The organism is Erwinia sp. BNK-24-b (assembly GCF_047456155.1).
GTDB classification, from domain to species: domain Bacteria; phylum Pseudomonadota; class Gammaproteobacteria; order Enterobacterales; family Enterobacteriaceae; genus Erwinia; species Erwinia phyllosphaerae.
In genome coordinates, this window is sequence record NZ_CP179901.1 from 2,634,853 (window position 1) to 2,659,413 (window position 24,561).

Here is a 24,561-nt window from a genome sequence, read left to right on the forward strand (position 1 = left end):
CCTAGTCATTACTCAAAATTACCCTTTTGCCTAAAAAAACCTGCAAGATCACAGAAACTCATTAGTAAATACATTATTTTTAACCCGCATTTATAATGCTTGTTCATTATTATTTTTATTGAAGAAATATTAATAAGCTATACGAAAAGGGATATTAAACGAAAGAGAGGGCGAAATCATGTCGGGTTTTAATTATGGTGGTAGTCCAGGTGATGGCACTTACGGCCAATGTTTCCATATTTACGAAGAAAGATCGCCACTCCCCAGTAACTATTGCGTGTGGTAATCCAACTAAATATAATGAATAAAAATCCATAATTAATTTAGTGACATCAAGGCCGTAGGGTTCGGTGCATCTATGCTTACTGCACATGTATTTAGTATTATGCTTAGCACCTCACCTGGTATTTTTGGTTTTGCACTGATGCTGGCAATAATAAGTGCATTAATCACGGATGAAAAGGTTGAAAAAGTAAACAAATTACTGGGGATATGATTTTTTAAAGGTCATCTTCAGGATGACCTTTTTTTAATAGTAAATGCAATATATAAATCAGGCCAACAGGCACCGCTATAACAAAGCACAAAATATAATAAAAAATGTATAAAGTGCTTTTTTGAGGAATATCAATAAAAACACCTTTATGCCAAAAATCTTCAGGGACCAGGTAAAGCGCAACGTTTTCCATTGCTTTTTTAGCAAAAGGGAAAAGCAAAAAACTTATCACAGATGCAGCTAAAATACCTAAAAAGACAGGACTTCTGTTATCGCGCCATATAATATAGCTTGAAATTAAACATAACAGCCCAAAGAGCAAGTTTTTGAAATAGTACTTTAGCGTCATTATAAACATCCTTTTATCAAGCCATTCCACCATTGCGCTGCAATCATAAGCTTACTACTAAATCTAAAAAATCATTATTCAACATATCAGTTTGAAAGAAAATAGCCATGGCTCACATTATTTAACAACACAGGTAAAAAGTGCTCGCGACTAACACGCAGTTAATGTACCGATGAATATATCGCCACCCAGGGCCTTGACAAGATCAAACTGCATACGGGTAGATTTGGTGACTCAGATGCCAATAAAATTATGGTCGATCGCCTTGAGAAAATTTTAAAAAGCCAACTTGAGGCAACAGATATCGACAAGCGATTTTATACACATGAAATTCGGGAACTGGAGAGATATCGGGCTTTAGGTGTACCTGATGGCGTTAAAGATGAGGATGTCTGGAATAATGCCCATACTGCTACGCTTGAAGATTATAAAGTAGATGAAAAAACGCAACCTTTGTATATGCCAGAAGCAATAGAGGCACAAAACAAGCAGGAAGAGAGGGAATACCAATGGTTGATATTAAAAGTATGGTCGAGAATGAAAGCGTTGAAGATGTAGTCTTGTTCCTGGCCCCTCGGCTTGACTACTCGCGTATCGACAGTTGGTTTGTAAGATATAAATTTGATGTTATTGCGAACGGTTTACTTATCCGAACCTTTAAGAAACTGTTGAATGGAAAAAAATTTTATAAGGATGAGACGGTTAAGATTTTCAAAGGCCGCAACTGGGAAGCCCCACAGTTTGTAGTCGATAAAAAATATGGCATAACACGACGTTAGATAATCCCATAAAGCAAGCGCCCGAATCTTACCGAATTATGGGCGCTACTGGTTTTAGCTACCGGTTTTAGCCAGCAAGCAATCTCACACCGTGCAAAAAGCCTGCTAGTCAGGTCAGTGAATACAGGCGTCTGCCGTTACCAACAACAGACGCCTTCTGCATTAAGGTCCTTCCGTGCCGTCCAGTGCATCCAGCGCCATAGATTCAGCAAAATAGCCCTGCACGCCCCAGACCTTACTGGCCGCCAGCTTTTCCAGCTGGCCTTCGCTTTCGACGCCCGCCACCAATACGCGGTTGGTGTAACGATGAATATGGGCAATCAATACGTTGAAGAAAGGCTTGCTGATGTTATCCAGATAGAACTGGCGATCCAGCTTGACGACTTCGAACATCTTCGACTGAAGCGCATTAAGGTTAGCGTCGCCCGCCCCCAGGTCGTCCAGCCATAAAATGTTCAGCTGATCGATTAGCGCACGCAACAGGGGGTTATTCGGCCCGTCGTGCAGATTAGGGAAATCTTCCGACAGCTTTAGCCGCACAAAAGGCAGCTGCCCCAAAATTCGCTGAATAAATGGCGATTCGGTCACCGCGCGCGCCAGCGGAAAATCAATCGTCAGGCAGCACAGCAGGCCGTGCAGCTGAAAATAGTCTGCATAACGTTCTACCGTCAGTAGCTGATCCAGCAGGCGGTTTTCCGCATTCTGGGCAGTTGGCGCATTCTGGTGTGGTAAAACAGTAAGCTCCAGCGCAATCAGCTCACCGCTAAGGGAATGAATCGGAATGTAACAGTAATTATCAATCATGCTTTATGCCAGCTCAGGACGTCCTGCCAGTGATTATATTCATCATATCGCCAAAAGTTAGAGGTTTACTCTGATACTCAGGGCGTTATAACGATTTTGATATATATCGGCAGGACCGGCCTTAGCTTTACGCTTTAGTCGCTGTCGGCGGCAACTTTATAGTCGGGCGCATCCAGCTCGTGACTACAAAAAGGGCCTGCCTGCTTTAACAGACTGATGCAATCTTCGCTGAGATGCCGCAGTTTGACGCTTTTCCCTTCCGCAATATAGCGCGCGGTCAGTTTATCAATGGCTTCAACGCCGCTGGAATCCATCACCCGCGTGCGGGCAAAATCGATAACCACTTCCTGCGGATCTTTTGCTGGCGTAAACAGCTCCTGAAAGCTGGCTACGGAAGCAAAAAACAGCGGGCCTTCCAGCCGGTAGGTCTTTTGGGTCTCGCTCTCTTCCTGCGACGTAATGGTAATGCGGGCATGCTGCCAGGCGAAAACCAGTGCGGAAATAATCACGCCGAAAATTACCGCCATCGCTAAATCGGTATAAATGGTTACCACGGTTACCGCCACCATAATCACCGCATCCGGTTTGGGCATGCGCTTCAGGCGTTTAAGCGAGCTCCACTCAAACGTGTTGATGCAGACAACAAACATGATGCCAGCCAGCGCCGCCACCGGCAGTAACGCAATATACTTCGACAGGCTAACCACAAACAGAATCAGCAGAATCGCGCCAACCAGGTTGGAAATGCGCCCGCGACCACCGGATGTAAAGTTGATGATCGACTGGCCAATCATGGCGCAACCGGCGAAGCTGCCGAAAAAGCCGCACAGCGTATTGCCGATGCCCTGCGCCACGCACTCCTTATTACCGTTGCCTTTTTTACTGCCCATTTCATCCAGCACCGCCAGCGTTAACAATGATTCTATCAGCCCGACCAGCGCGATAATCACCGAATAAGGCAGCACAATCTTCATCGTGGCCCAGCTTAGGGGCGCTTCTGGCAGATGGAAAAACGGCAGCGTGCCGGAAATATCGGCCAGATCCCCTACCCGTTTGGTATCCAGACCAAAACCGATAGCAATAGCGCTAATGGCAATGAGGGCCGCCAGCGAACCGGGAATGACTTTGGTGAATTTAGGAAACAGCCAGACGATCAGCATCGCCAGCGCCACCAGGCCGTACATCACCGGCCCCTGGTTTTTAATCATCGGGATCTGCGCCAGCGCAATCACGATAGCCAGACCATTCACGAAGCCATAGATAGCCGGTTGCGGCACAAGGCGGATAAATTTCCCCAGGCGGAACAGCCCAATCGCCAGCTGGATAACCCCGGCAAAAATAGTCGCCAACAGCACATATTCATAGCCGTGGGTCTGGATCAGGCTGATTAACACCACGATGATCGATCCCGCCGCGCCGGAGATCATGCCGGGTTTGCCGCCAAACAGCGCGGTAACCAGACCAAGAATAAAGGCGGTATGCAGGCCGATGGTCGGCGACAGGCCGGCCAATAGTGAAAAGGCCGTGGCTTCCGGAATAAGGGCCACAGAGACAACAGCGCCGGCCAGAACGTCATTCTTGACGTCGGCAGCCCTGAGGTTGCTCAAATTGAACATGCTGATTTCCGTTTTTATAGTAATGCAGGATTACCGCACCGCCGCGTTGGGGCACAGTTCTGGCTCGTCAGAAAGACGAGAAGCGCAACAGACGTTGCAGGCAGGAAGGTTTCAGGGTGGCGTAAGCTGGAAGCGATGCATCCGCAGTGTTCTCCGTCTGGCGTAGTAGGTAAACAGTATGTGAAAACGTGAGCGAGATCTCAACCCTATTCTGCCCGTTGCGGGTAGAAAACAGCGCCATCCAGGCGATAATTACGTGTATAATGCGCGGAAACTTAGTGCCAACCAGCTTTTCGGGGAAGAACGCTTCCTCTTATTAATTAAGGTGATTTACATGGGATTCAAATGCGGTATTGTGGGCCTGCCTAACGTCGGGAAATCCACACTGTTCAATGCGTTAACCAAAGCGGGCATCGAAGCGGCAAACTTCCCGTTCTGTACCATTGAGCCGAATACCGGCGTGGTGCCAATGCCTGATTCCCGTCTCGACAAACTGGCGGAAATCGTTAAGCCACAGCGTATTTTACCAACCACCATGGAGTTTGTGGATATCGCGGGCCTGGTAAAAGGCGCGTCGAAAGGCGAAGGTCTGGGCAACCAGTTCCTGACCAACATCCGCGAAACCGAAGCCATCGGCCACGTAGTGCGCTGCTTTGAAAACGATAACATCATTCACGTTAACAACAAGGTTAACCCGGCTGATGATATCGAAGTGATCAACACCGAGCTGGCGCTGTCCGATCTGGACACCTGTGAACGTGCGTTACAGCGCGTGCAGAAAAAAGCAAAAGGCGGCGATAAAGACGCTAAAGCAGAACAGGTCGCGCTGGAAAAATGCCTGCCGCACCTGTCTAACGCTGGCATGCTGCGTTCGCTGGATCTGAGCGAAGAAGATAAAGCGGCTATCCGCTATCTGAGCTTCCTGACCCTGAAGCCAACGATGTATATCGCTAACGTTAACGAAGATGGTTTCGAGAACAACCCTTACCTGGATCAGGTTCGTGAAATCGCTGCGCAAGAAGGTTCCGTCGTTGTGCCGGTGTGCGCTGCTGTGGAATCCGACATCGCCGAGCTGGAAGACGCTGACCGCGACGAGTTTATGGCCGAGCTGGGTATTGAAGAGCCAGGTCTGAACCGCGTCATTCGCGCTGGTTACTCTCTGCTGAACCTGCAAACCTACTTCACCGCTGGCGTGAAGGAAGTGCGCGCCTGGACCATCCCTGTAGGCGCAACCGCTCCGCAGGCCGCCGGTAAAATTCATACCGACTTTGAGAAAGGTTTTATCCGCGCTCAGACCATCGCCTATGAAGACTACATCGCTTATAAAGGCGAACAGGGCGCGAAAGAAGCCGGTAAAATGCGTTCAGAAGGTAAAGATTACATCGTGAAAGATGGCGACGTGATGAACTTCCTGTTTAACGTCTAATTCGTTTCTGTTGTCTCATGAGGTTTCACTGAATCTCAGGACAACGGTAAAAGCCTCTAAAATCCACGCAGTTGCGTGGATTTTTCATTTCACAATGTCTCAACTCATCTCGTAACAACGCTGTTAAAAATGAGCACATGGATGAGTACCACTTTCTTCCATCTTCATTTTAGTGAGTACAATAACGGTATAATAAATAAACAACCCTCAGTTATGCTCATTGAGACAATGCCGTACTGCCAGGCCGAAAGAAAAACTCTGTCGACTTAACGATTTTCAACGGTCTCTACCTCGAAATGAAACCCAATGGTAAAAAGGCCTGGCGTTAACGATTTAAGCTCAACGGCAAATCAAGCATGTTTGCGCTGGGTGAGAATCCAGCGGTAAAGCTTGCCGAAGCTCGCGAGCAAGCGCGTAAGCAAGTTGCTGAGGGCATGAACCCTGCTCAGGCGAGGCAGCCTGATAAAATTTGCAACCTTTGGCTGGAGAGGAATATATAATCCACACAGCCCGAACCACAGGCCGTTCACGTTTAAATGAAATAGGTTACAGGTCCAATGCCGTTAAGGCTCAACTTACACACATATGGGAGGATGACAAATTTTCCCCCCTCCGATTCCCTACTGTATGAACGCCCGCATCTTCAGTGCTCCCCATATAAGTCGCTATCTCCTAAGCCACGTCCCTCACCTTTTTCAAAAAATCCCCAATCGCCGCCTCAATCACAGGCACGGTCAGCGCCGCAGCATCAACAACTATCCGTAGCCCATGCCCATAAGCGAACCCCGGCAGCAACTGATAACCACAACAAACCTCCGGCGCTTCATCTTGCGCTATTTCCCTCTCACGCTTCTCAATAAACTGCCAAAAGGTCAGCCCGCCAAAAATCGCATAGGCCTGTTTTTCTCGGCGCACCAAGGTATGGCTAACAATTTTGCCTTTGCTATTCACATTGGGGGTTGTTTCATATCGCGCCTCTTCTTTTTGTTCCTGCTGGCTGAGCATCGCCCAGGCTTCATTGAATGCGCGATCGTGCACCGCATCCTGAAAAGCCAACTTGGCCGTGATGATTTCAGCATTCCAGAGATCGACAGGATCGCAGCCGACAAAATAGATATCACTCCATGCCCAAATATGGTCGGGGTTATCTTTGTAGTGTTGAATATCGCAATCATCATAGAACATCCCGCCACAGCGATGACGTTGACGATAGATACGGTTTTTTAGCTCGATGACTTTTTTACGGCGCTGACGACGCGAAAGGGAAATAAAGGGGCGATGTTTGTTGAAAGGCGACATGGAAACTCCTTAACCGGCAACGCTAATGCGGCTGGAAGCAGTCCAGCCGCATAGATTAGCAAAAACCGAGGTTGAGGAACAGTCGTGAAGGAAAGAAAGTATTAACTGTGCACCAACACATTACCCCTTCATCCGCGTGAGATTAGACAAAGTAACGGCTGCGCATCGGCCGCTGCGGCCTCGTAAGATCGCCTACAACAATTTAGTGCCAAAAGCGGAAGTTGCTAAATCAGTCTGTGTTAATCAACGGGTAGCAGGTCAGTCCAACCATACCAGGAGATATCTACAGCGACTGAGGAGGGTAAGCGTACAGCTGCAATCGTATTCAGCCTGATAGTGAGATACAAGCCGGGGAAAGTTGATGCCTGAAGTAGCACCAGATACTTAATCGCCATGACTTTCGGTAACACTTCGAACAAAGATAGTCCAGGTCACAGGACAGTATCCCCATCGAATGACCTGTCTACTTACTCGCCGTATGTCCGGTTACATCGCCATTTTTTGGGCAGCTTTCAGATGCTGCTCCACGACCGGCGTATGCGCATCAGCCAGCGCCTTTACATCCGGATCTTTAATTTTTTTGGCGTCACTTTCCAGCTTAGACAGCACCATCTTGTGGTCTTTAGTCCCGGCATTTTCCATATACATCTTGTCAAATGCGGCACCACTCACCTTTTCCAGCTTAGCGGCCATAGCTTTGTGCTTAGCGTCCGGCTCGGTTGGCAGCGTCACGCCCTTTTGCTCGGCGACGGTCTGTACTTTGGTTAAGGCGCCGCCGTGGTCATCGACCATCTGCTGCGCGAAGGCTTTGACTTCGCTGCTTTTGGCTTTGCTCAAGGCGATCTTGCCAGCGGCAACTTCATTGATATCAGCCTGCGCCATATCTTTCACCGCTTTTTCGTCGCCGGAGCTGAGTTTGGTGTTTGCTGCGGTCTGGCTTGCGGCGCCACTGGTCGGCGTCTGGGCCTGTACGGCGGCGGTGCTGAACATAGCCGCTACGACCGATACGGTCAGCAACCCTTTCAAAGTTTTACTTTTTTGCATTTTATTCTCCAGATGGTCATGGATATGGTTAACGTCAGATCGTTAACCGAGCACAGCCTCGGATGTAAATTACAACTGCAAGGGTCAGTATAGTGGATAAATGATTTAAGACAGCGGTTTAAGCCAGGGTCGTGAACGGAGGAGGTCAGGAGTGACGATAAAGCGGGGAGATTCTCGCTCCCCGTAGAAACAGCTGATTATGGCGTCCTGAGTCCTTTCCGCCATACCCTGGCTTATGCCGTGGTATTGATATTCCGTCCGATTGCCGGGTTAGCGGGCATCTGAGGAATAGAGGCGATCAGGCTGGTTGCCGCGGCCTGTTGGTTATCCAGCGTTTTCTTCAGTACGAGATTGCTGACCTGGCTGTTGAGTTCCAGATTATTAAGACCGGAAGCTAGTGACGCAATTTGCGATACATCCATCGTGCTCTCCTGTTTACTGTAACGAAAAAGACACCTGTTACGGCCTGAGATCGGGCCATAGAGGGTTATCGGCTTTTTCACAGAGAACGTTAGGGTTTCGGCACTAATAGCCTCGTTTTCTGCCGTGTGCACAACGGCAGACTCCTTACAGAAAAGCGGCACCCTGCCCTTATAACTTAACGCCGACGCAAAGCGCGCAGTCCCAGCCAGGCGACGGCGGCGACGCCCAGAATGGCCAGGCCAGGGTTGTTAACGTTCAGGTGGACAGCGCGGCCTTCCGCCTTGTCGTCAAAGCGGCCGTGGCTGCGATGCAGCCCGTCTACCGGCTGATGCAGGTTGTCAGGCCGTTCTGCGACCTCTGACTCATCGGTAAGCTGTCCGCTCCAGCCCTGTTTCGCCATCATCCGGTCAAGCAGGCCAGGAAACAGCATGGTGCCCATAATTGACTGTACGGTGGTGCGCCCCAGCCAGACCTCGCGCGGTGCGCGGCTTGATGCTTTAACGATCGCTCTGGCGGCTACTTCGGGCTGAAAAATTGGCGGCATAGGCTGTACCGCATTGCCCATCTTGTTACGTGCCCAGTCAAACTGCGGCGTGTTTACGCCCGGCAGGTGCACCATCGTCAGGCGAATCGAACTTTTGTTGTGCAGCAGTTCACTGCGCAGCGAATCCGTGAAGCCCCGGATGGCCGCTTTAGCTGCACAATAGGCAGACTGCAACGGCACCGACCGATAGGCCAGCGCCGATCCAACCTGTACAATAGTGCCCTTGTCCCGCTCGCCCATTAGCGTCAGCGCGGCGCGCGTGCCGTGTACGCAGCCCAGATAAGTCACATCCGTGACCTGCTGGAACTCTTCATCGGTCACCTCCGTCACTGGCGCAAGCACGGTAAGCATGGCGGCATTTACCCAGACGCTGATGGGACCAAGCTCGGCCTCGATTTTACGGCCTGCGGCTAACAGCGCTGACCCGTCCGCCACATCGGCCGCAACGCCTGTTGCCCGTGCGCCCAGCAGCTTTAACTCTTCGATGGTTTCTTTGACGCTCTGTTCGCTGCGGCTAATCACCGCTACTGCGTAACCCGCCTCGGCAAATGCCTGTGCGCTGGCGCGCCCTACGCCAGCGGTTCCGCCGGTAATTACCACTACTTTTTCGGGAGACATAATCGGTCCTTGTTGACGGCTGCGTCGCAGCTAACTGATAAATAAAAAATCTTTGCCAGCTGAGTATGGCAGGTGACAGAAAAACTGCGGGGCTATAGCGGAAGATAAGCACGTACTGCTGACAAACAGCGCGGTCGGGCCTGCCTACGTGACCGCTGGTAAATACGGCAATTGAATCGGTCCCCATGACCGCGGATAAACACGGCGGCTGAATCTGCCTCCGTGACCGCTGGCACACATAGTGGTTGAGCCAGCCTTCGCCACCAGCACGTTTACAGAGGATAATCAGGCGTTTTTAACGCGCTTTTTGCAATCATCCGCTCCAGCTCACGCGCATCGTGGCTGCAAAACAGGCTGATTTCGTGACCGTGATGACTGGCCAGCCCGCGTAAACGCTGCTGGTTGAGCAGCCTGGCGTCCGTATTCATCGACATCAGCCACTGATAAAAGCGCAGTCCGGGCGTACAGTGTCTTTGCTCTTCTATCTCACGGCGGTAAAACCACGCATCGCCGCCGTGCAGCACCCAGCCCGTATCCGTCTGAATGGCAATTCCGGCGTGACCGGGCGTATGTCCGGCCAGAGGGATCATTAATATTTCAGGCGGCAGACCTTTTAAATCGGTGACCGCATCAAAACCAAACCACTTTTCCCCCGCTGGCTGATAGCCTGTCCAGCCGGAGGTGCCGCCCCACTGTCCGGGTCGATAACGGGAACGGGTAAGCCAGCTGTGCCGCTGCCGCGCAGTATCGATCTCCTGCTGCATCAGGTGAATTTGCGCCTGGGGGAAATCGGTCAGGCCGCCCGCGTGGTCAAAATCAAGATGGGTCAGCACAATGTGCCGCACGTCTGCCGCCTGATAGCCCAGCGCCTGAATTTGCGCCAGCGCCGTCAGTGATTCGCGGCGCTGTATATTGTTCATCACGCGGAAAAAAGTGGCTAACCGACCCGGCTGCCTGACATCTTCCGTGCCAAAACCGGTATCGACCAGCACCAGACCATGATTCTCGGTTTCAATCAGCAGACAGTGGCAAACCAGATGCGCGTGAACGCCTTTACTGAAGCCGTCATAAAATGCGCCGCCCAACGGACACATGCAGCCACAGTTCAGGTGAATGATTTTCACTGGTTTTATCTCCGTTACTCTGCCGTATGGATAAGTGTAGACGGCTTTTAAAATCGTCCGGTAAGAGTAGCGGCGTAGATTTCAGTGACGGCGGGCAGCGGGTGGCGGATGGCGGATGGCGGATGGCGGATGGCGGATGGCGGGTAATTTAGCGGGAAGCTTTCAGGATAGCTTCCCGTCTGAGGCTGATTGCGACAGTCCGTCACCGCGCGGAAAGAAAAGCGGGGCCGGCTCACCAGAGCGCTGTTCCAGAACCGAGGTTATGGTGGACGGTAACGCAAGATGATTTTTGACCATTCTTATGCCAGGCACAGGTTCCCTTCAGTAAATCACCTGCCGATCAAACAGTTGACCGTGCTCATTGCTCGTCAATCCTCGACTACAATTACCCCCTTACCCATTCAGAATAAAAGGAGGCCGTGTGAAAGAAGTTTTTCATACAAATTATTTGCACTTAATTACGTCAGTGACATTCTGGGGTAACATTCTTTTAGTGGTGGTGATTACTGCTGTCACTTTCCTGGTGATCAAAAAAGTCATTTCGCTGCTGCAAAAGCGCATTTCCCGGTGGTCTGCTAACCATGAAAACCGCGTCATGCACAAAGTCTTTCTGGACGTGCTGAAAAGAACCCGCGTCTCGCTGATTTTCTTTGCTTCTTTTTTATTCAGCCTGCAGTTTATCGTGCTGCCCGGTAACGTCAGCGGCACCATTCCGCACGCCTGGTTCCTGGTGCTGGCGCTGCAAATTGCGCTCTGGCTGGATCAGACCGTGCAGTCCTGGCTACGCTACTCGCTGACCAGCTCCGGCCCCGACTCTCACCGTAATCCGGTAACCACTATTATTCTTGGGCTGTTACTGAGGGCGCTGGTCTGGTCGATTATGATCCTGTCGATTCTGGCAAATGCGGGCGTTAATATCACCGCGCTGGTGGCCAGTCTTGGCGTTGGGGGTATTGCTATTGCGCTGGCGGTGCAGACCGTTTTAAGCGACCTGTTTGCCTCGCTTTCCATCGGGATTGATAAACCTTTTGAAATTGGCGACTTTGTGGTCTTTAACGACGTTTCCGGCACTATTGAGCATATTGGTTTAAAAACCACGCGGATCCGCAGCCTGAGCGGTGAGCAGATTGTTTGCGCCAACGCGATTTTGCTACAGCAGACCATCCATAATTACAAAAGAATGCAGACGCGCCGTATCGTGTTTAATTTCGGCGTGCCGCTGGCTACCACGGCAGAGCAACTACGCCAGATTGGGCCGATGATTGAAGGCGTCATCAGCAAGATTGATAAGACAAGGTTCGACCGCGCGCATCTTTCCTCTTTTGAGTCCGACAGAATCATGTTTGAAGTAGTGCATATCCTGAAATTCTCCGATTACAACCAGTATATGGATGTTCAGCAGGAGATTAATTTATGCATTAAGGAGTATCTGGAAGAGACCGGAATTGGGCTGGCTGGCCCGCACCGTTTTGTTACCTTTACCGACAGCGATACGGCTTTCCCGGCCTTAGCTGAGCAAAAGCGCGCATAAAATTAGCGGCCCGGCAGGTTTACCTGTTCGGGCCACTTAGCCTGGCGTGAAAAACAGTAATACAGGCGCAGCCTCATACTGCTGACAAACCTGGACAGTCCATGCGTTCCGGCATTTTTTAAAGCAACACCGTAGCTTTTTGGCAGCGGAGGCCGACCGGATAAGCGGACCGTTTTGGCGCATGGACGCGCCAAACGAGCCATCATGGACGATTTCACGGCGTGTCCGTGTTCCGGTCGGTCTCTGCAGCTATTCACTGGCCTGAACGCGACCTGATGTTTTATAAGTTTGTCAGCAGTCTGAGGCGTAGCCTTCATCATTTCACTGCCTTGCCCGCGCGAACGCGCTATATTATTCGCTCCGAAACAGTCAGGGAACGATCATGGACTCGCAGCACTCTTACCCAACCCGCAAACGCCCGATGAAGCTCAGCACCTCGGTTAGCCTGATGGTTGGCGCGGTCATTGCCGCCGTGCTGCTGATTGTGCATCTGTTCTATTTTTTCCAGATAAGCCATATCACGCGCGCCAGCGTACAGGATAAAGCGCTGGCCGTAGCGCGCACGCTGGCCGATTCTCCCGATGTGCAGCGTGCTTTACTGCTGCCAGCCGACCGCAATATTATCCAGCCCGTGACGCTGGCCGTACAGCAAAGCAATCATCTGCTGTTTGTGGTGGTGACCAACATGGACGGCATTCGCTATTCGCATCCCAATAAAGCGGCAATCAACCGCCATTTTATTGGCGACGATCTGCAACCGGCGCTGGCTGGTCATGAAAACGTGTCGGTCAACCGCGGCCAGCTGGAACCGGCGCTACGGGTTTTTACCCCGGTTTATGACCAACAGCAGCGGCAAATTGGCGTTGTGGCGGTGGGGATTTCGCTCAGTGAAGTTGCGCAGCAGATTGGGCGCAGCCGCTGGTCTATTCTGTGGACGGTGCTGTTTGGCGTGCTGGCTGGCGCAATAGGCACTTACTGCCTGGTCAGAGCATCCCGCCGCGTTCTCTCCGGGCTGGAACCCTATGAGATCTCCATGCTGTTCAGACAGCGCCAGGCAATGCTGCAATCGCTAAAAGAAGGCGTGATTGCCGTGGATGAACAGGCGCAGGTAACGTTGATTAACCGTACCGCACAAGAGCTACTCAGCGACACGGTACAGGCGGTCAACGACGCGCCTGGCCCGTTAATAGATAATTTGCGTCAGGTAGTAAGAAGCGGTACGCCCTTGCGCGATGAAGAGATTCACTTTGCCGGGCGTATCTTAATCAGCAATACCATGCCGCTACGCGGTAAAAGCGGCATTACCGGCGCGGTCTGCACCTTCAGGGACAAAACCGAAGTTAGCCAGCTTATCCAGCGGCTTGACGGTATGGTGAACTATGTCGATGCGCTGCGTGAGCGCTCGCACGAATTTATGAACAAGCTGCATGTCATTCTCGGCCTGCTGCATTTAAAAGACTATCGGCAGCTGGAAAGCTACATTCTGAAAACCGCCAGCAACTACCAGGCAGAAATCGGTTCACTGATGGCAAAAATCAAATCGCCGGTGATCGCCGGTTTTCTGTTAAGCAAGATGAGTCATGCGGCAGACCGGGGCCACCAGCTGACCATCAGTAACGATAGCCTGCTGCCGGACAGCGGAAGCGAGCAGCAAACTGCCACGCTGATTACCGTACTGGGCAACCTGATTGAAAACGCGCTGGATGCCGCGGATGACGAGGCCGAAGGCGAAATCAGCGTGCTGCTGCACTATCAGAACGGCTGGCTGGCCTGCGTGGTCAGCGACGATGGGCCGGGCATTCCGCCCGATCGGCTGGAGGCTATTTTCGCTAAGGGCGTCTCCACTAAGGGTGAAAATCGCGGCGTGGGATTATTTCTGGCAAAACAACAAACCGAAAGCCTTGGCGGGAAAATTATTGTAGAGTCCGAGCCCGGTGTTTATACGCAATTTTTTGTACAACTGCCCTGGGACAGAGGAAGCAAAAGCGCATGATTAACGTATTAGTCGTCGACGATGACGCCATGGTTGCAGAGCTGAACCGCTGTTATATCGGCCAGCTGGAAGGCTTTAGCTGCGGCGGTATCGCTGCAACCCTGCAGCAGGCGAAAGAGATGGCGCTGCAAGGCGAATACGATCTCGTTTTGTTAGATATCTATCTTCAGCAGGATAACGGTCTCGATCTGCTGCCCGTGCTGCGCCAGGCAAAACGCGTGGTGGACGTTATCGTCATCTCTTCCGCTGCCGATGCCGAAACCATCCGGCAGTCGTTGCATTACGGCGTGGTAGATTATCTGATCAAACCTTTCCAGTTTCCGCGCTTTGAAGAGGCGTTGACTGGCTGGCGACGCAGAAAGGCGTTGATGGAGGGACAGCATTACTATCAGCAGGCGGACGTAGACAAGCTGATCCACGGCGACCGGGTTGCGGGCGACGGCAAGAAGCTGCCAAAAGGCTTAACGCCGCAGACGCTGCGCACGCTGTGCCAGTGGATTGACGCGCATCCGGACGACGAATTCTCCACCGACGATCTGGCCGCCGCCGTGAATATTTCGCGCGTCTCCTGCCGTAAATATCTTATCTGGCTGGCGCAGTGCAATATCCTGTTTACCAGCATTCACTATGGGGCGACCGGCCGACCCGTTTATCGCTATCGCCTGCAGGCTGAATATGCCGGTCTGCTCAGGCAGTACTGTCAGTAACGGTATAGCGCTCGTCCAGCTGCTGAAACTGCAGCGGCGCAGAGAGCACAACCTGGCGATCTTTAGTGACGAAAATGGCCTCAATTTGCGGATACGCCGCAAGATAAGCGAGGCCCTTTTCAACGCCCATGCCGTAAAGCAGCGTGGTGAAAATATCGCAGTCCGTCGAGTTATCGGCAATCACGGTGACGCTCAGCAGCTCGTTGTCGAGCGGATAGCCGGTACGCGGGTTGAGAATATGATGGTAAAGACGGCCATGCTGTTCAAAGTAGCGTTCATAAATCCCGGATGTCACCACCGACCTGTTGCTGACGCTTACCGTGCCGATTAGCGCTTCCGGCGAAGAAAACGGCACCTTCAGGCCGATAGCCCACGCCTGCTGGCCTTCCGGCGCGTTAAGCGTCTGCACGTTGCCGCCAAGATTGATTAATCCGCAGTCGCAGCCCTGCTGCAGCAAATAGTCCCTGACGCGATCGGCGATATAGCCTTTGGCAATCGCACCAAGGTCAATCTCCATGCCGGGCCGGGTGAGAAATACCGTTTGCTGCCGTTCATCCAGCACGACGCAGGCGGGATCGGTTAACGCCAGCAGCGCGTTAATCTCTTCTGCTGGCGGCACGCTGTCGCCCTGAAAACCGATCTTCCAGCGCTTCACTAACGGGCCAATCGCAAAATTGAAACAGCTCTCCGGCAGCAGGCTGACTTCTCTGGCGCGTTTAATCAGAGCAAAGACGGGCGCGCTGACCGCAACAGGCTGCTTGCCTGCCGCCTGGTTGACGGCCATCACTTCGGAAGGCGAGCGGTTAACGGTAAACAGGTTTTCCTGCTGCTTAATCAGGCGGAAAACGTTGGCGGCCAGTTTTTCGTCGTGCCCGGCCAGCTTAAGCTGTACGGGCGACCCCATCAGTACCGCATCATAAGCGCAAAGCCTCATCATCTTTCCCTCTGGAGCATGGTGGTCGCCAGTATGCAACGCCGGAACGGCAAACTGCCAGCGTCCGACTGGCATTCATGCAGAACGGCGGAGCTGATGCCCCGCCGTCGCTTATCAGCGCTTCATTGCCCAGGCCGCCGCGTTATGTCCTGCCAGCTTGCCGAAGATGATAATGTCGGCGATAGCGTTGCCGCCGATGCGGTTACCGCCGTGGATACCGCCGACCACTTCTCCCGCCGCCCACGCGCCTGCAATCGGCTGCTGCTGCGTATTGAGCACGGCGGTATCGCTGTTGATGGTCACGCCGCCCATGGTGTGATGAACGCCAGGCGCGATGCGTATCGCATAAAACGGCCCCTGGTTAAGCGGATGACGCAGCGCGGTCTGGCGACCGAAGTCCTCATCGTTTTGCCGTTCGACAAACAGGTTGTAACGTTCCAGCGTGGCCAGCAGCGCATGGAAATCCATATTCAGCTTCACGGCCAGCTCGTGCGGTGACGGCGCGCTAACCACAAAGCCTTTGGCGATATACTCATCTGCCGCTTTGTTATTCAGCCTGACCTGCTCGTCAAAAATCACCCAGGCGCTTTTTTCCGGCAGAGCGATGATATCCGCCGACACTTTGTCGCGCGTGTTCATCTCGTTACAGAAACGGTGTCCGGCCTGGCTCACCAGAATCGCCCCACCGCCGCGAATCGCCTCGGAAATCAGGTATGAGGTAGTTTGTTCAACTGTTGGGTGAATCTGGATTTCGCCCATATCAACCGTGCCCGCGCCCGCTTTTTCCAGCAGCGCAATGCCGCTGCCGGTTGCGCCCTTATGGTTGGTGGTGACAAACCCATCCAGCTCAGGGCGATACTTAACCACCATTTCCCGGTTGGCGCTGAAACCGCCGGTTGCCACAATGACGCTACTGGCGTTAAGAATGCGGCTGTCGTTATATTCATCCACCACTTTGACCCCGGCCACTTTATCGCCGTCCATAATGATTTCCGCTACGGTGGTTTCCAGCAGTACCTCAATGCCGCGCTGGTTAATATTTTTTACCAGTCCGCTGATTAAAAAGCCCCCTACCGCTGAACGGTCAGCCGGACGGTGCGTACGGTCAATGCTCATCCCGCCGGTGATAGTAATATCGTTGAGCTCGATGCCCTTCGCTGCCAGCCATTCAATAGCGTCCGGGGCCAGCTCGACAAACTCTTTCAGCAGCACCGGATTATTTTTAAACTGTCCACCCTTCAGCGTTTCCTGGTAGAACAGCTCTTTACTGTCCTTAATGCCTTTCAGCTTCTGGAAGCGGGTTTCCGCCGCGTTCATGCCCACGGAGGCTTTAATGGTGTTGCCGCCGATGGTCGGCATTTTTTCAATAATTGCCACGCGAGCGCCTTCATCATGCGCCTGGATAGCGGCGGCCAGGCCAGCGCCGCCGCTGCCAATCACCACCACATCGTAACTCTGCGGTGCCTGCGGATTGCCGCCCTCTTCAATCACGTGCTCTTTGCTGCTGGTCGCCAGCGCGCGCGAAACCGCTTTTTTCAGCGCTTCACTCTGCGTGGTAGCGCCAGTGACGGCATCCACGTGCGGGCTGTTGGCAACCAGGATACGGCTACGCAGGTTCTCAAAGGTGGTGGTGAAATCAACGTCCAGGGTTTCGTCCGGCACCAGCGTGATATCGGTAATACGGTCGGTATCCAGCGCGACGTTGATTTTCAGCTTCAGCGCTTCGGCTTCGACTTTTTCCTGATAGATACCCGCCTTATATTTGCGGCCGGTAGTGCTGGTATCGCGGATCATCGCGTCTACCAGCGAGAAACGCCACAGCGGCTCAGGAATGTTCAGCTCTTCGCGACGGTTGCTGTCGATATAAAGCTCAAGGCGATCGTTGTGGATGATGCGATCGGCCCAGTCCGGATAGGCAATGCAGGCTTTGCCAATCGCTACCAAATCAAAACCGTGTTCCAGCGCGCTTTCGGCATCCGACTTGTTAACCACGCCGCCCACGCCAATCACCGGCACCTTCGCCAGCGTGGCTGAACGCTGAGCAATAAATTTGGTAATAAGCGGCGTTGGATCGCGCGTATCGACAATGGAAGGCCGTAACAGCTGGCCTACCGAGAAGTGAACATAGTCCAGTCCGCGCGCCGCCAGTTTCTCCAGCAGATACAGAGTATCGTCAAAGCGAATGCCCGGGACCTCCAGCTCTTCCGGCGAGAAGCGGTAGCCGATAATAAAGTTATCATCAGCAAAGCGCTCGGCCATTTTATGCGTAATTTCAAGCACTTCAAGCGGGAAGCGCGTACGGTTGTCGCGGCTGCCGCCCCATTTATCATCGCGCTGGTTGGAGTTAGGAGAGTAGAACTGCTGGATGAGATAAGTGTTAGCACCGTGAAGCTCGACGCCATCGAAGCCCGCCTTGATAGCCCGGTTTACCGCATCGCCAAATTTGGTGATCATGACCTCAACTTCTTCGCCTGTCAGTGCCGTGGGCGTCGTGGCACCTTCACGCGGCGCGGCAATCGCGCTGGGCGCAACCGGCGTTCTGCCGCCAATCAGTTCCGGCTCTACCATTCTGCCGCCGTGGTAGATTTGCAAAATTGCTTTGGAACCTTTCGATTTTATGGCGTCAGCAATGCGGGACAGGCCAGAGATTTTATTGTCGTTATCAATGCCGATAGCGCCGGGAAAAGCAGGTCCTTTCGGGTCGATAAAGGCGCACTCCACGATCACCGTACCGATGCTGCCTGCGCGATCGCGATAATACTCTACCAGCTCGCTGGTGACGGTACCGTCATAAAAGCCGGTACAGGTGGTCATCGGTGCCATCAGCAAACGGTTTTTCAGCACCGCGCCATTGGGCAGCGTAAGCGGATTCAGGATCGGGGTGAGCGTATTCATTATAATCGACTCCAGGAGGATGGAATTTTAAACCCTGTGACAGAAGAAACGTAATTAATTAACTGACTGTTCCTGTTTCATGCAGTAAATATAGCAATTTTAATTTTTATCTTTGCGGTTAATTTAGTTAATAAAGTTTTGAAAGTAGTGCGGTGAATTATTTATTTTATGCCCTGTCGGCACCCTGCTAATTGTTAACCAATAGTTAACAAAAATCAAGAGCCGGTTGTTACCAAAAATAAAATCAATAAAAACAGATAGATATCTTTACAAAAACTGTCTTCTGGAAATAGAGGCGGCAGAAAATCCGACTGATATGTAAAATAATGGTAATAGAAAAAGAACGGAAACACTGTTTCCAGCAAAAAGATAAAACGCGCGGGAAATATTTATTGATCCAGATCAATATTGTAAATCCGCACGAGTCGCATTATCTTCACAGCCGCTTAATAATGTGTTAAAAGATAGTTAGAAATAAATGAAGATTTATAAACACCACGGCGTGCAAGTCCAAAAACAAATAATTAAAAACGTGCTTAAACCGGGGCGTCAAACCACATTCTCAACAACTTGCAGACGATAAAATGAAACCACTATCAACCAACACCGAACCGCCCAAAGCTGCCGTCGCCGCTCCAGGCGCTAAAAAACATCTGATTATGCTTTTCCTGCCGGTATTGATAACGGTGCTGCTACTGCTCACGCCGGTTCCGGCCGGGCTGGAGCCTTACGCGTGGCACTTTTTTGCTGTCTTTGTCGGCGTCATCGTCGGGCTGATATTTGAGCCTTTGCCCGGCGCGGTTATCGGCCTGACCGGGGTGGTCGTTATCGCCCTGTTCAGCCGCTGGCTGCTGTTCAGCCCGGCAGAACTTAACGATCCCACATTCAAAGTAGCGACCCAGTCTTTTAAATGGGCCGTCAGCGGCTTCGGCAACTCCACGGTCTGGCTGATCTTCGGCGCCTTCATGTTTGCCGCAGGCTACGATAAAACCCAGTTCGGCCGCCGTCTGGCGCTGATCCTGGTGAAGTACCTGGGTCGTCGCAGCCTGACGCTGGGCTATGCCATTACCTTCGCCGATCTGCTGCTGGCCCCCTTTACGCCGTCCAACACCGCGCGCAGCGGCGGAACCATCTATCCTATTATCGCCAACCTGCCGCCGCTGTACGGCTCAAAGCCTAACGATCCCAGCGCGCGCAAAATTGGCTCCTATTTAATGTGGGTAGCGATAACCGCAGCCTGTATCACCAGCTCAATGTTTTTATCGGCGCTGGCCCCCAATCTGCTGGCGCTGGCGCTGGTAAAAAGCATTGTCGGCTTTGAGATTTCCTGGGGAAGCTGGTTCCTGGCATTCCTGCCGCTTGGCGTGCTGCTGATCCTGACCATGCCTTTGCTGGCCTACTGGTTCTATCCGCCAGAAGTCAAAATCAATGATGAAGTGCCGCGCTGGGCGAAAAGCGAGCTGGAGAAGCTCGGCAAACTTTCCCGTAATGAAATCCTGCTGCTGGTCTTTGTCTGCTGCGCGCTGCTGATGTGGATTTTCGCCGCCGCATGGATTGAACCAGCGCTGGCCGCGCTGCTGGTGGTCGTGCTGATGCTGTGGACGGGCGTACTGAACTGGAACGACATTACCAGCAATAAACCGGCATGGAACACCTTCGCCTGGTTCGCCACGCTGGTGGCGCTGGCGGATGGTCTGGCGCGGGTCGGCTTTATTGCCTGGCTGGGTAAAGAAGGCGGCCATTTGCTGACCGGCATCGACCCACAGGTGGCGGCGGTGATGCTGCTGGTGGCTTTCTTTCTGCTGCACTATCTGTTTGCCAGCACCACGGCCCATACTACCGCGCTGCTGCCTGCCATGCTGACCATTGCCGCCGCCATTCCGGGTATAAATATGCCGGTTTACTGCCTGATGATGGTTACGTCGCTGGGCGTTATGGGTATTATCACGCCTTACGGTACTGGCCCCAGCCCGATTTACTACGGCAGCGGCTATCTGCCTACCAAAGATTACTGGCGTCTTGGCACCATCTTTGGCGCTATCTTCCTTGGCGGCATGATGCTGATTGCCTATCCATGGATGGTTATGATGTTCTGAGTAGCCGAAAAATAATTCTGCTGGCCGGGCCGTGCAGGCTCTGGCCAGATAACATTGTTTCCCGTATGCCGCCTGCGGCTACGGGTTGAGCAGGTGAAAAATGTCGAACAAACCTTTCGTTTATCAACCACCCTTTCCTCTCGCCCCTGAAGAAACCGAATATTATTTGCTGAGCCGCGAACACGTTTCCGTCAGCGAGTTTGCCGGCCAGGAAGTCCTGAAAGTCGAGCCAGCTGCTTTAACTCTGCTGGCGCAGCAGGCATTTCACGATGCCGCTTTTATGCTGCGCCCTGCGCATCAGCAGCAGGTAGCGTCCATTCTGGCCGATCCTGAAGCCAGCGAAAACGATAAGTACGTGGCGCTGCAGTTTTTAAGAAACTCAGAAATTGCGGCAAAAGGCGTGCTGCCAACCTGCCAGGACACCGGCACGGCTATCATCATGGGCAAAAAGGGCCAGCGGGTCTGGACCGGCGGCGGAGATGAAGCCGCGCTTTCGCAGGGCGTATATAACACCTACAGCCAGGACAATTTGCGCTACTCGCAAAACGTCGCGCTGGATATGTATCATGAGATCAATACCGGCACCAATCTACCGGCGCAAATCGATCTCTACAGCGTGGACGGCGACGAGTACAAGTTCCTCTGTATGGCGAAAGGCGGCGGCTCGGCCAACAAAACCTATCTCTGGCAAGAGACGCGCGCCCTGCTCAATCCCGGCAAGCTGGAAGCGTACCTGACGGAAAAAATGCGTACGCTGGGCACCGCAGCCTGCCCGCCTTACCATATTGCATTTGTTATTGGCGGCACCTCGGCAGAAAGCACGCTGAAAACGGTCAAGCTGGCGTCAACACACTATTACGACGGCCTGCCGTTTGAAGGCAACGAGCACGGCCAGGCGTTCCGCGACCGCAACCTGGAAGAAGCGCTCCTGAAGGCGGCGCAAAAACTGGGGCTGGGTGCGCAGTTCGGCGGCAAATACTTCGCGCATGATATTCGCGTCATCCGCCTGCCGCGTCACGGCGCGTCCTGTCCGGTAGGCATGGGCGTTTCCTGCTCGGCAGACCGCAACATCAAGGCGAAAATCAACCGGGAAGGTATCTGGATTGAGAAGCTGGAGGATAATCCGGGACGCTATATTCCAGCAGCGCTGCGCCAGCAAGGCGAAGGCGAAGTGCATCAGGTCAACCTGAACAGGCCGATGGAAGAGGTGCTGGCGCAGCTGTCACAGTATCCGGTTTCCACGCGGCTGTCGCTGAGCGGTACCATTATCGTGGCGCGGGATATCGCACATGCGAAATTTGGCGAGCGTCTGGAGAAAGGTGAAGGCCTGCCGCAGTATTTGAAAGATCACCCGGTGTATTACGCCGGCCCGGCCAAAACGCCGGAAGGCTACGCATCGGGATCGCTCGGCCCGACAACTGCCGGTCGTATGGACTCCTACGTTGACAAGCTACAGGCTAACGGCGGTAGCTTGATCATGCTGGCCAAGGGCAATCGCAGCCAGCAGGTGACGGATGCCTGCCGCCAGCACGGCGGTTTTTACCTGGGCAGCATCGGCGGCCCGGCAGCGGTGCTGGCGCAGCAGAGTATCAAAAGCCTGGAGTGCGTAGAGTACCCGGAACTGGGTATGGAGGCGGTGTGGAAGATTGAGGTTGAAAACTTCCCGGCGTTTATTCTGGTCGATGATAAAGGCAACGATTTCTTCGCGCTTATTGCGCAGAACCAGTGTGCAAAATGTAAATAAGCCTGCGGTAAAGGCAACCGACAACGCAACCAAAGCGGCGGCCAGTATGGTCGCCGCTTTTTGCATGCTTGCCCGCTCAATGTGGTCGCCCGCTTTTTGCATGCCTGGCCGCTCAATATGGTCGCCGCTTTTTGCATGGTTGCCCGCTCAATGTGGTCGCCGCTTTTTGCATGCCTGGCCGCTCAATATAATCGCCGCTTTTTGCATGCTTGCCCGCTCAATGTGGTCGCCCGCTTTTTGCATGTTTGCCCACTCTGGCAGTTTCAGCGACACGGGCTCTGCTTCGGGCAGCCTGAAGCTGTGGATGCCGCTTTTGCCATTTTGTTGCGTTCAGGCTGTTTCACAACGCGCATCGTTAGTAACGTAACGCTCACTCCGACGTGACGTTGTCACGTAAATTTACTATCGCACCCGGCTTCATACGAATATATCTGCCCTTATTGCTGTCGCCAGGAAGTTGCCATAGTAGCCATCTGGTTTAAAGCCACATCACCGCCCTGCGGTGGTACGCTGCCAGCCGATAACGGGCAGGCACCAGCCTGCGGGCTCAGGCTGATTTCAACACGGCGGTTAGCCATCCTGCCTGCTTCCGTATCATTACTTTTCAATGGGCGGCTTGCGCCATACCCCTGCACCACAAAACAGCTTTCCGCTATGCCGCCGTTATCACGCAACCAGTCGCGTACCGCTTCTGCCCGTTTCAGGGAAAGATGCTGATTGGTGTTTACGCTGCCAACGTTATCGGTGTGGCCGGCAATCTCGATCAGCCAGCCCGGTTTGGCCTTGATATCGATCAGCGCATTAACCAGTACGCGAGTGGAATCCGCTTTCAGCCGCCACTGGCCGGAAGCAAACAGCGCCAGGCTATCCAGCCGAATCGTCTGCGGTTGCTGTACTGCCACCGCCGGCGGCGGCCAGGCTTCAATCGCGGCACGTACTGGCGCAATCAAGCCCGCGCCTTTATATAGCCCTAGTCCGTAACGCAACGGTTCGCCACCGCGTCGCCAGCTTTCCAGCAGCTGTAAATCGTCTTTGAGTTTTGCCCGAGCCTGGAGCTTAGGTTCAGGTGGCTCTTCGGGGAGTGAAAGATAAAGCGCCAAACTATGGTTGACGTGCTGCAGCAGCTGGCGGTTGTGATGCCAGGAAGCCAACATGGCCAGCAGCAGAAAAACGCCGCACAGCAGGCCTGTGGTACGTAAGATCTGCCTGATGCCAGTCCCCTGACGGCGAGGTAACTGCGCCAGCAGGCAGTCTGGCAAAGGCAACGTTGCCCGGGCAACGCCAGGACAGGATAAAGACGTTTGACTGGCCAGATACTGCTGCCAGAGATTATTTTCAAGCGCCCCGGGCGGCGTAAAATTCCATCCCCGCGCACAAAACTTCAGCGCTGGCACTGCACCGGAGTGTTGCCCGGTAATCGCTGCAACCTGCGCTTTTTCCCACTTCAGCAGGCTGTCGAGCCAGAATAGCCGGTGCAGGCGGCTTTCTCTTTCAACTGCGGGTGCCTCCTGTTGCCAGGCAGATAAAGAAAGCGGACTCTCTGCCAGCGGGTGAAACTGCATTCCCTGCTCCGGCAGCAGGGTAAACCAGCCGTGTAATGCCTCGGACGGGTTATCTCCCGGCGGTGATAACCAGCTGCAGGCCAGCAGCAGTGGCGTAACCGGTAACTTACATGCCGCTATCGCCCGATGCCAGCTGCGCAAGCCGTGCGTGAAGGCTTCTGTTTGCTGCTCCTCCGGGATAATGGCCAGCAACAGCGCCAGCCTGCCGCTCAACGTCGGCCTTTTTTCCACCAGGTACAGCGCCATTTGCGACAGGTTTTCCGGTTCTGCAACGGCGATATACCATCCCTGTTGGGTTTCCCGATAAGGTTCGCCTGCGGCAAAAAGCGAAGCTTCACCACCGCATACCAGCACGACCCATCCGGCAAAACGCTCAGGTGGCAACAGGCTTTCGTTTATTATTGCGCCGGAATCCTGCGGTGCCCGCCGCCAGTAGAATACCGCGCCACCCGCGGCAAGAAAGATAATGCCGCTGGCTGTGACGGCAGCAAGCAGGCCGGGATGCCAGTAAATCTGCACCTGTATCAGCGACAGCCCGGCAGCCAGTAGTAGAGTTAACAACCTGATTTTACGCACC

Annotated in this window: 18 protein-coding genes and 2 pseudogenes; 9 read left to right on the forward strand and 11 right to left on the reverse strand. The window is 53.1% G+C overall.

Translation table 11 applies throughout. The features are described from left to right. Positions 1–331: 331 nt before the first annotated feature. Positions 332–496 (forward strand): colicin-like pore-forming protein, encoded by a 165-nt coding sequence (locus ACMGGR_RS11860; RefSeq protein ID WP_414148955.1) that lies wholly within the window; start codon positions 332–334, stop codon positions 494–496. Between the two features lie 4 nt (positions 497–500). Here the strand turns inward: ACMGGR_RS11860 and ACMGGR_RS11865 are convergent, their stop codons facing one another. Continuing rightward, on the reverse strand, positions 501–845 hold the full coding sequence (locus ACMGGR_RS11865; RefSeq protein ID WP_414146958.1) for a colicin E1 family microcin immunity protein: 345 nt from the start codon (positions 843–845) through the stop codon (positions 501–503). Positions 846–1,025: 180 nt separating this feature from the next. Here ACMGGR_RS11865 and ACMGGR_RS11870 point away from each other — a divergent pair. After that, a pseudogene (locus tag ACMGGR_RS11870) lies at positions 1,026–1,403 on the forward strand (hypothetical protein); the annotation flags it as partial. A 383-nt stretch (positions 1,404–1,786) separates the two neighbouring features. Here ACMGGR_RS11870 and ACMGGR_RS11875 read toward each other — a convergent pair. Next, on the reverse strand, positions 1,787–2,428 hold the full coding sequence (locus tag ACMGGR_RS11875) for an EAL domain-containing protein (protein ID WP_246759044.1): 642 nt from the start codon (positions 2,426–2,428) through the stop codon (positions 1,787–1,789). 134 nt (positions 2,429–2,562) lie between these two features. Next, positions 2,563–4,044, reverse strand: coding sequence for a SulP family inorganic anion transporter (locus ACMGGR_RS11880; RefSeq protein WP_414146959.1), 1,482 nt, complete (start codon positions 4,042–4,044; stop codon positions 2,563–2,565). Between the two features lie 334 nt (positions 4,045–4,378). On the opposite strand from ACMGGR_RS11880, the gene ychF reads away from it, so the two are divergent. Both ychF and ACMGGR_RS11890 read left to right on the forward strand, forming a co-directional pair. Continuing rightward, positions 4,379–5,470, forward strand: coding sequence for a redox-regulated ATPase YchF (ychF, locus tag ACMGGR_RS11885; protein ID WP_414146960.1), 1,092 nt, complete (start codon positions 4,379–4,381; stop codon positions 5,468–5,470). A gap of 220 nt (positions 5,471–5,690) precedes the next feature. Beyond that, positions 5,691–5,940, forward strand: a pseudogene (locus ACMGGR_RS11890) (Arm DNA-binding domain-containing protein); the annotation flags it as partial. Between the two features lie 202 nt (positions 5,941–6,142). Here the strand turns inward: ACMGGR_RS11890 and ACMGGR_RS11895 are convergent. From ACMGGR_RS11895 to ACMGGR_RS11915, 5 genes are all read right to left on the reverse strand, one after another. Continuing rightward, positions 6,143–6,769 carry a hypothetical protein gene (locus ACMGGR_RS11895; protein ID WP_414146961.1) on the reverse strand — a complete coding sequence of 209 codons (627 nt, stop codon included), beginning with the start codon at positions 6,767–6,769 and terminating at the stop codon, positions 6,143–6,145. A gap of 486 nt (positions 6,770–7,255) precedes the next feature. After that, positions 7,256–7,813: a DUF4142 domain-containing protein gene (locus ACMGGR_RS11900; protein WP_246759038.1), complete on the reverse strand. Its 558-nt coding sequence runs from the start codon at positions 7,811–7,813 to the stop codon at positions 7,256–7,258. A gap of 233 nt (positions 7,814–8,046) precedes the next feature. Continuing rightward, positions 8,047–8,235: a YjfB family protein gene (locus tag ACMGGR_RS11905; RefSeq protein WP_246759037.1), complete on the reverse strand. Its 189-nt coding sequence runs from the start codon at positions 8,233–8,235 to the stop codon at positions 8,047–8,049. A gap of 176 nt (positions 8,236–8,411) precedes the next feature. After that, positions 8,412–9,398, reverse strand: a complete 987-nt coding sequence (locus ACMGGR_RS11910) for an SDR family oxidoreductase (protein ID WP_414146962.1) — start codon at positions 9,396–9,398, stop codon at positions 8,412–8,414. A gap of 272 nt (positions 9,399–9,670) precedes the next feature. Then, complete coding sequence (locus tag ACMGGR_RS11915; RefSeq protein WP_414146963.1) at positions 9,671–10,522, reverse strand: MBL fold metallo-hydrolase; 852 nt, start codon at positions 10,520–10,522, stop codon at positions 9,671–9,673. A 421-nt stretch (positions 10,523–10,943) separates the two neighbouring features. Here ACMGGR_RS11915 and ACMGGR_RS11920 point away from each other — a divergent pair, with 421 nt between their 5' ends. From ACMGGR_RS11920 to dcuR, 3 genes are all read left to right on the forward strand, one after another. Beyond that, entirely contained in the window at positions 10,944–12,053 is a 1,110-nt protein-coding gene (locus tag ACMGGR_RS11920) for a mechanosensitive ion channel family protein (protein ID WP_246759034.1), read from the forward strand. A gap of 382 nt (positions 12,054–12,435) precedes the next feature. Next, positions 12,436–14,046, forward strand: a complete 1,611-nt coding sequence (locus tag ACMGGR_RS11925; RefSeq protein ID WP_414146964.1) for a sensor histidine kinase — start codon at positions 12,436–12,438, stop codon at positions 14,044–14,046. Further along, positions 14,043–14,753, forward strand: coding sequence for a two-component system response regulator DcuR (dcuR, locus tag ACMGGR_RS11930; RefSeq protein ID WP_414146965.1), 711 nt, complete (start codon positions 14,043–14,045; stop codon positions 14,751–14,753). Before ACMGGR_RS11925 ends, dcuR begins: the two co-directional genes overlap by 4 nt. Here the strand turns inward: dcuR and ACMGGR_RS11935 are convergent. Both ACMGGR_RS11935 and ACMGGR_RS11940 read right to left on the reverse strand, forming a co-directional pair. Continuing rightward, the gene (locus ACMGGR_RS11935; protein WP_246759030.1) at positions 14,734–15,690 is read right to left on the reverse strand and encodes an FAD:protein FMN transferase; all 957 of its coding nucleotides are present in this window, start codon (positions 15,688–15,690) and stop codon (positions 14,734–14,736) included. The genes dcuR and ACMGGR_RS11935 overlap by 20 nt on opposite strands. A 111-nt stretch (positions 15,691–15,801) precedes the next feature. Then, entirely contained in the window at positions 15,802–18,582 is a 2,781-nt protein-coding gene (locus tag ACMGGR_RS11940; protein WP_414146966.1) for a flavocytochrome c, read from the reverse strand. A 584-nt stretch (positions 18,583–19,166) separates the two neighbouring features. Between ACMGGR_RS11940 and ACMGGR_RS11945 the strand changes: the two genes are divergently transcribed. Then, complete coding sequence (locus tag ACMGGR_RS11945) at positions 19,167–20,678, forward strand: anion permease (protein WP_246759028.1); 1,512 nt, start codon at positions 19,167–19,169, stop codon at positions 20,676–20,678. Positions 20,679–20,778: 100 nt separating this feature from the next. Then, positions 20,779–22,422, forward strand: a complete 1,644-nt coding sequence (fumA, locus tag ACMGGR_RS11950; RefSeq protein ID WP_414146967.1) for a class I fumarate hydratase FumA — start codon at positions 20,779–20,781, stop codon at positions 22,420–22,422. A 437-nt stretch (positions 22,423–22,859) separates the two neighbouring features. Here the strand turns inward: fumA and ACMGGR_RS11955 are convergent, their stop codons facing one another. Then, complete coding sequence (locus ACMGGR_RS11955) at positions 22,860–24,560, reverse strand: OmpA family protein (protein ID WP_414146968.1); 1,701 nt, start codon at positions 24,558–24,560, stop codon at positions 22,860–22,862. Position 24,561 lies beyond the last annotated feature (1 nt).

Bases quoted from the DNA above. Each gene is read 5' to 3' on its own strand.
- ACMGGR_RS11865 (WP_414146958.1), bottom strand. From the start codon at position 845: ATGACGCTAAAGTACTATTTCAAAAACTTGCTCTTTGGGCTGTTATGT.
- ACMGGR_RS11875 (WP_246759044.1), bottom strand. From the start codon at position 2,428: ATGATTGATAATTACTGTTACATTCCGATTCATTCCCTTAGCGGTGAG.
- ACMGGR_RS11880 (WP_414146959.1), bottom strand. From the start codon at position 4,044: ATGTTCAATTTGAGCAACCTCAGGGCTGCCGACGTCAAGAATGACGTT.
- ychF (WP_414146960.1), top strand. From the start codon at position 4,379: ATGGGATTCAAATGCGGTATTGTGGGCCTGCCTAACGTCGGGAAATCC.
- ACMGGR_RS11895 (WP_414146961.1), bottom strand. From the start codon at position 6,769: ATGTCGCCTTTCAACAAACATCGCCCCTTTATTTCCCTTTCGCGTCGT.
- ACMGGR_RS11900 (WP_246759038.1), bottom strand. From the start codon at position 7,813: ATGCAAAAAAGTAAAACTTTGAAAGGGTTGCTGACCGTATCGGTCGTA.
- ACMGGR_RS11905 (WP_246759037.1), bottom strand. From the start codon at position 8,235: ATGGATGTATCGCAAATTGCGTCACTAGCTTCCGGTCTTAATAATCTG.
- ACMGGR_RS11910 (WP_414146962.1), bottom strand. From the start codon at position 9,398: ATGTCTCCCGAAAAAGTAGTGGTAATTACCGGCGGAACCGCTGGCGTA.
- ACMGGR_RS11925 (WP_414146964.1), top strand. From the start codon at position 12,436: ATGGACTCGCAGCACTCTTACCCAACCCGCAAACGCCCGATGAAGCTC.
- dcuR (WP_414146965.1), top strand. From the start codon at position 14,043: ATGATTAACGTATTAGTCGTCGACGATGACGCCATGGTTGCAGAGCTG.
- ACMGGR_RS11935 (WP_246759030.1), bottom strand. From the start codon at position 15,690: ATGATGAGGCTTTGCGCTTATGATGCGGTACTGATGGGGTCGCCCGTA.
- ACMGGR_RS11940 (WP_414146966.1), bottom strand. From the start codon at position 18,582: ATGAATACGCTCACCCCGATCCTGAATCCGCTTACGCTGCCCAATGGC.
- ACMGGR_RS11945 (WP_246759028.1), top strand. From the start codon at position 19,167: ATGAAACCACTATCAACCAACACCGAACCGCCCAAAGCTGCCGTCGCC.
- fumA (WP_414146967.1), top strand. From the start codon at position 20,779: ATGTCGAACAAACCTTTCGTTTATCAACCACCCTTTCCTCTCGCCCCT.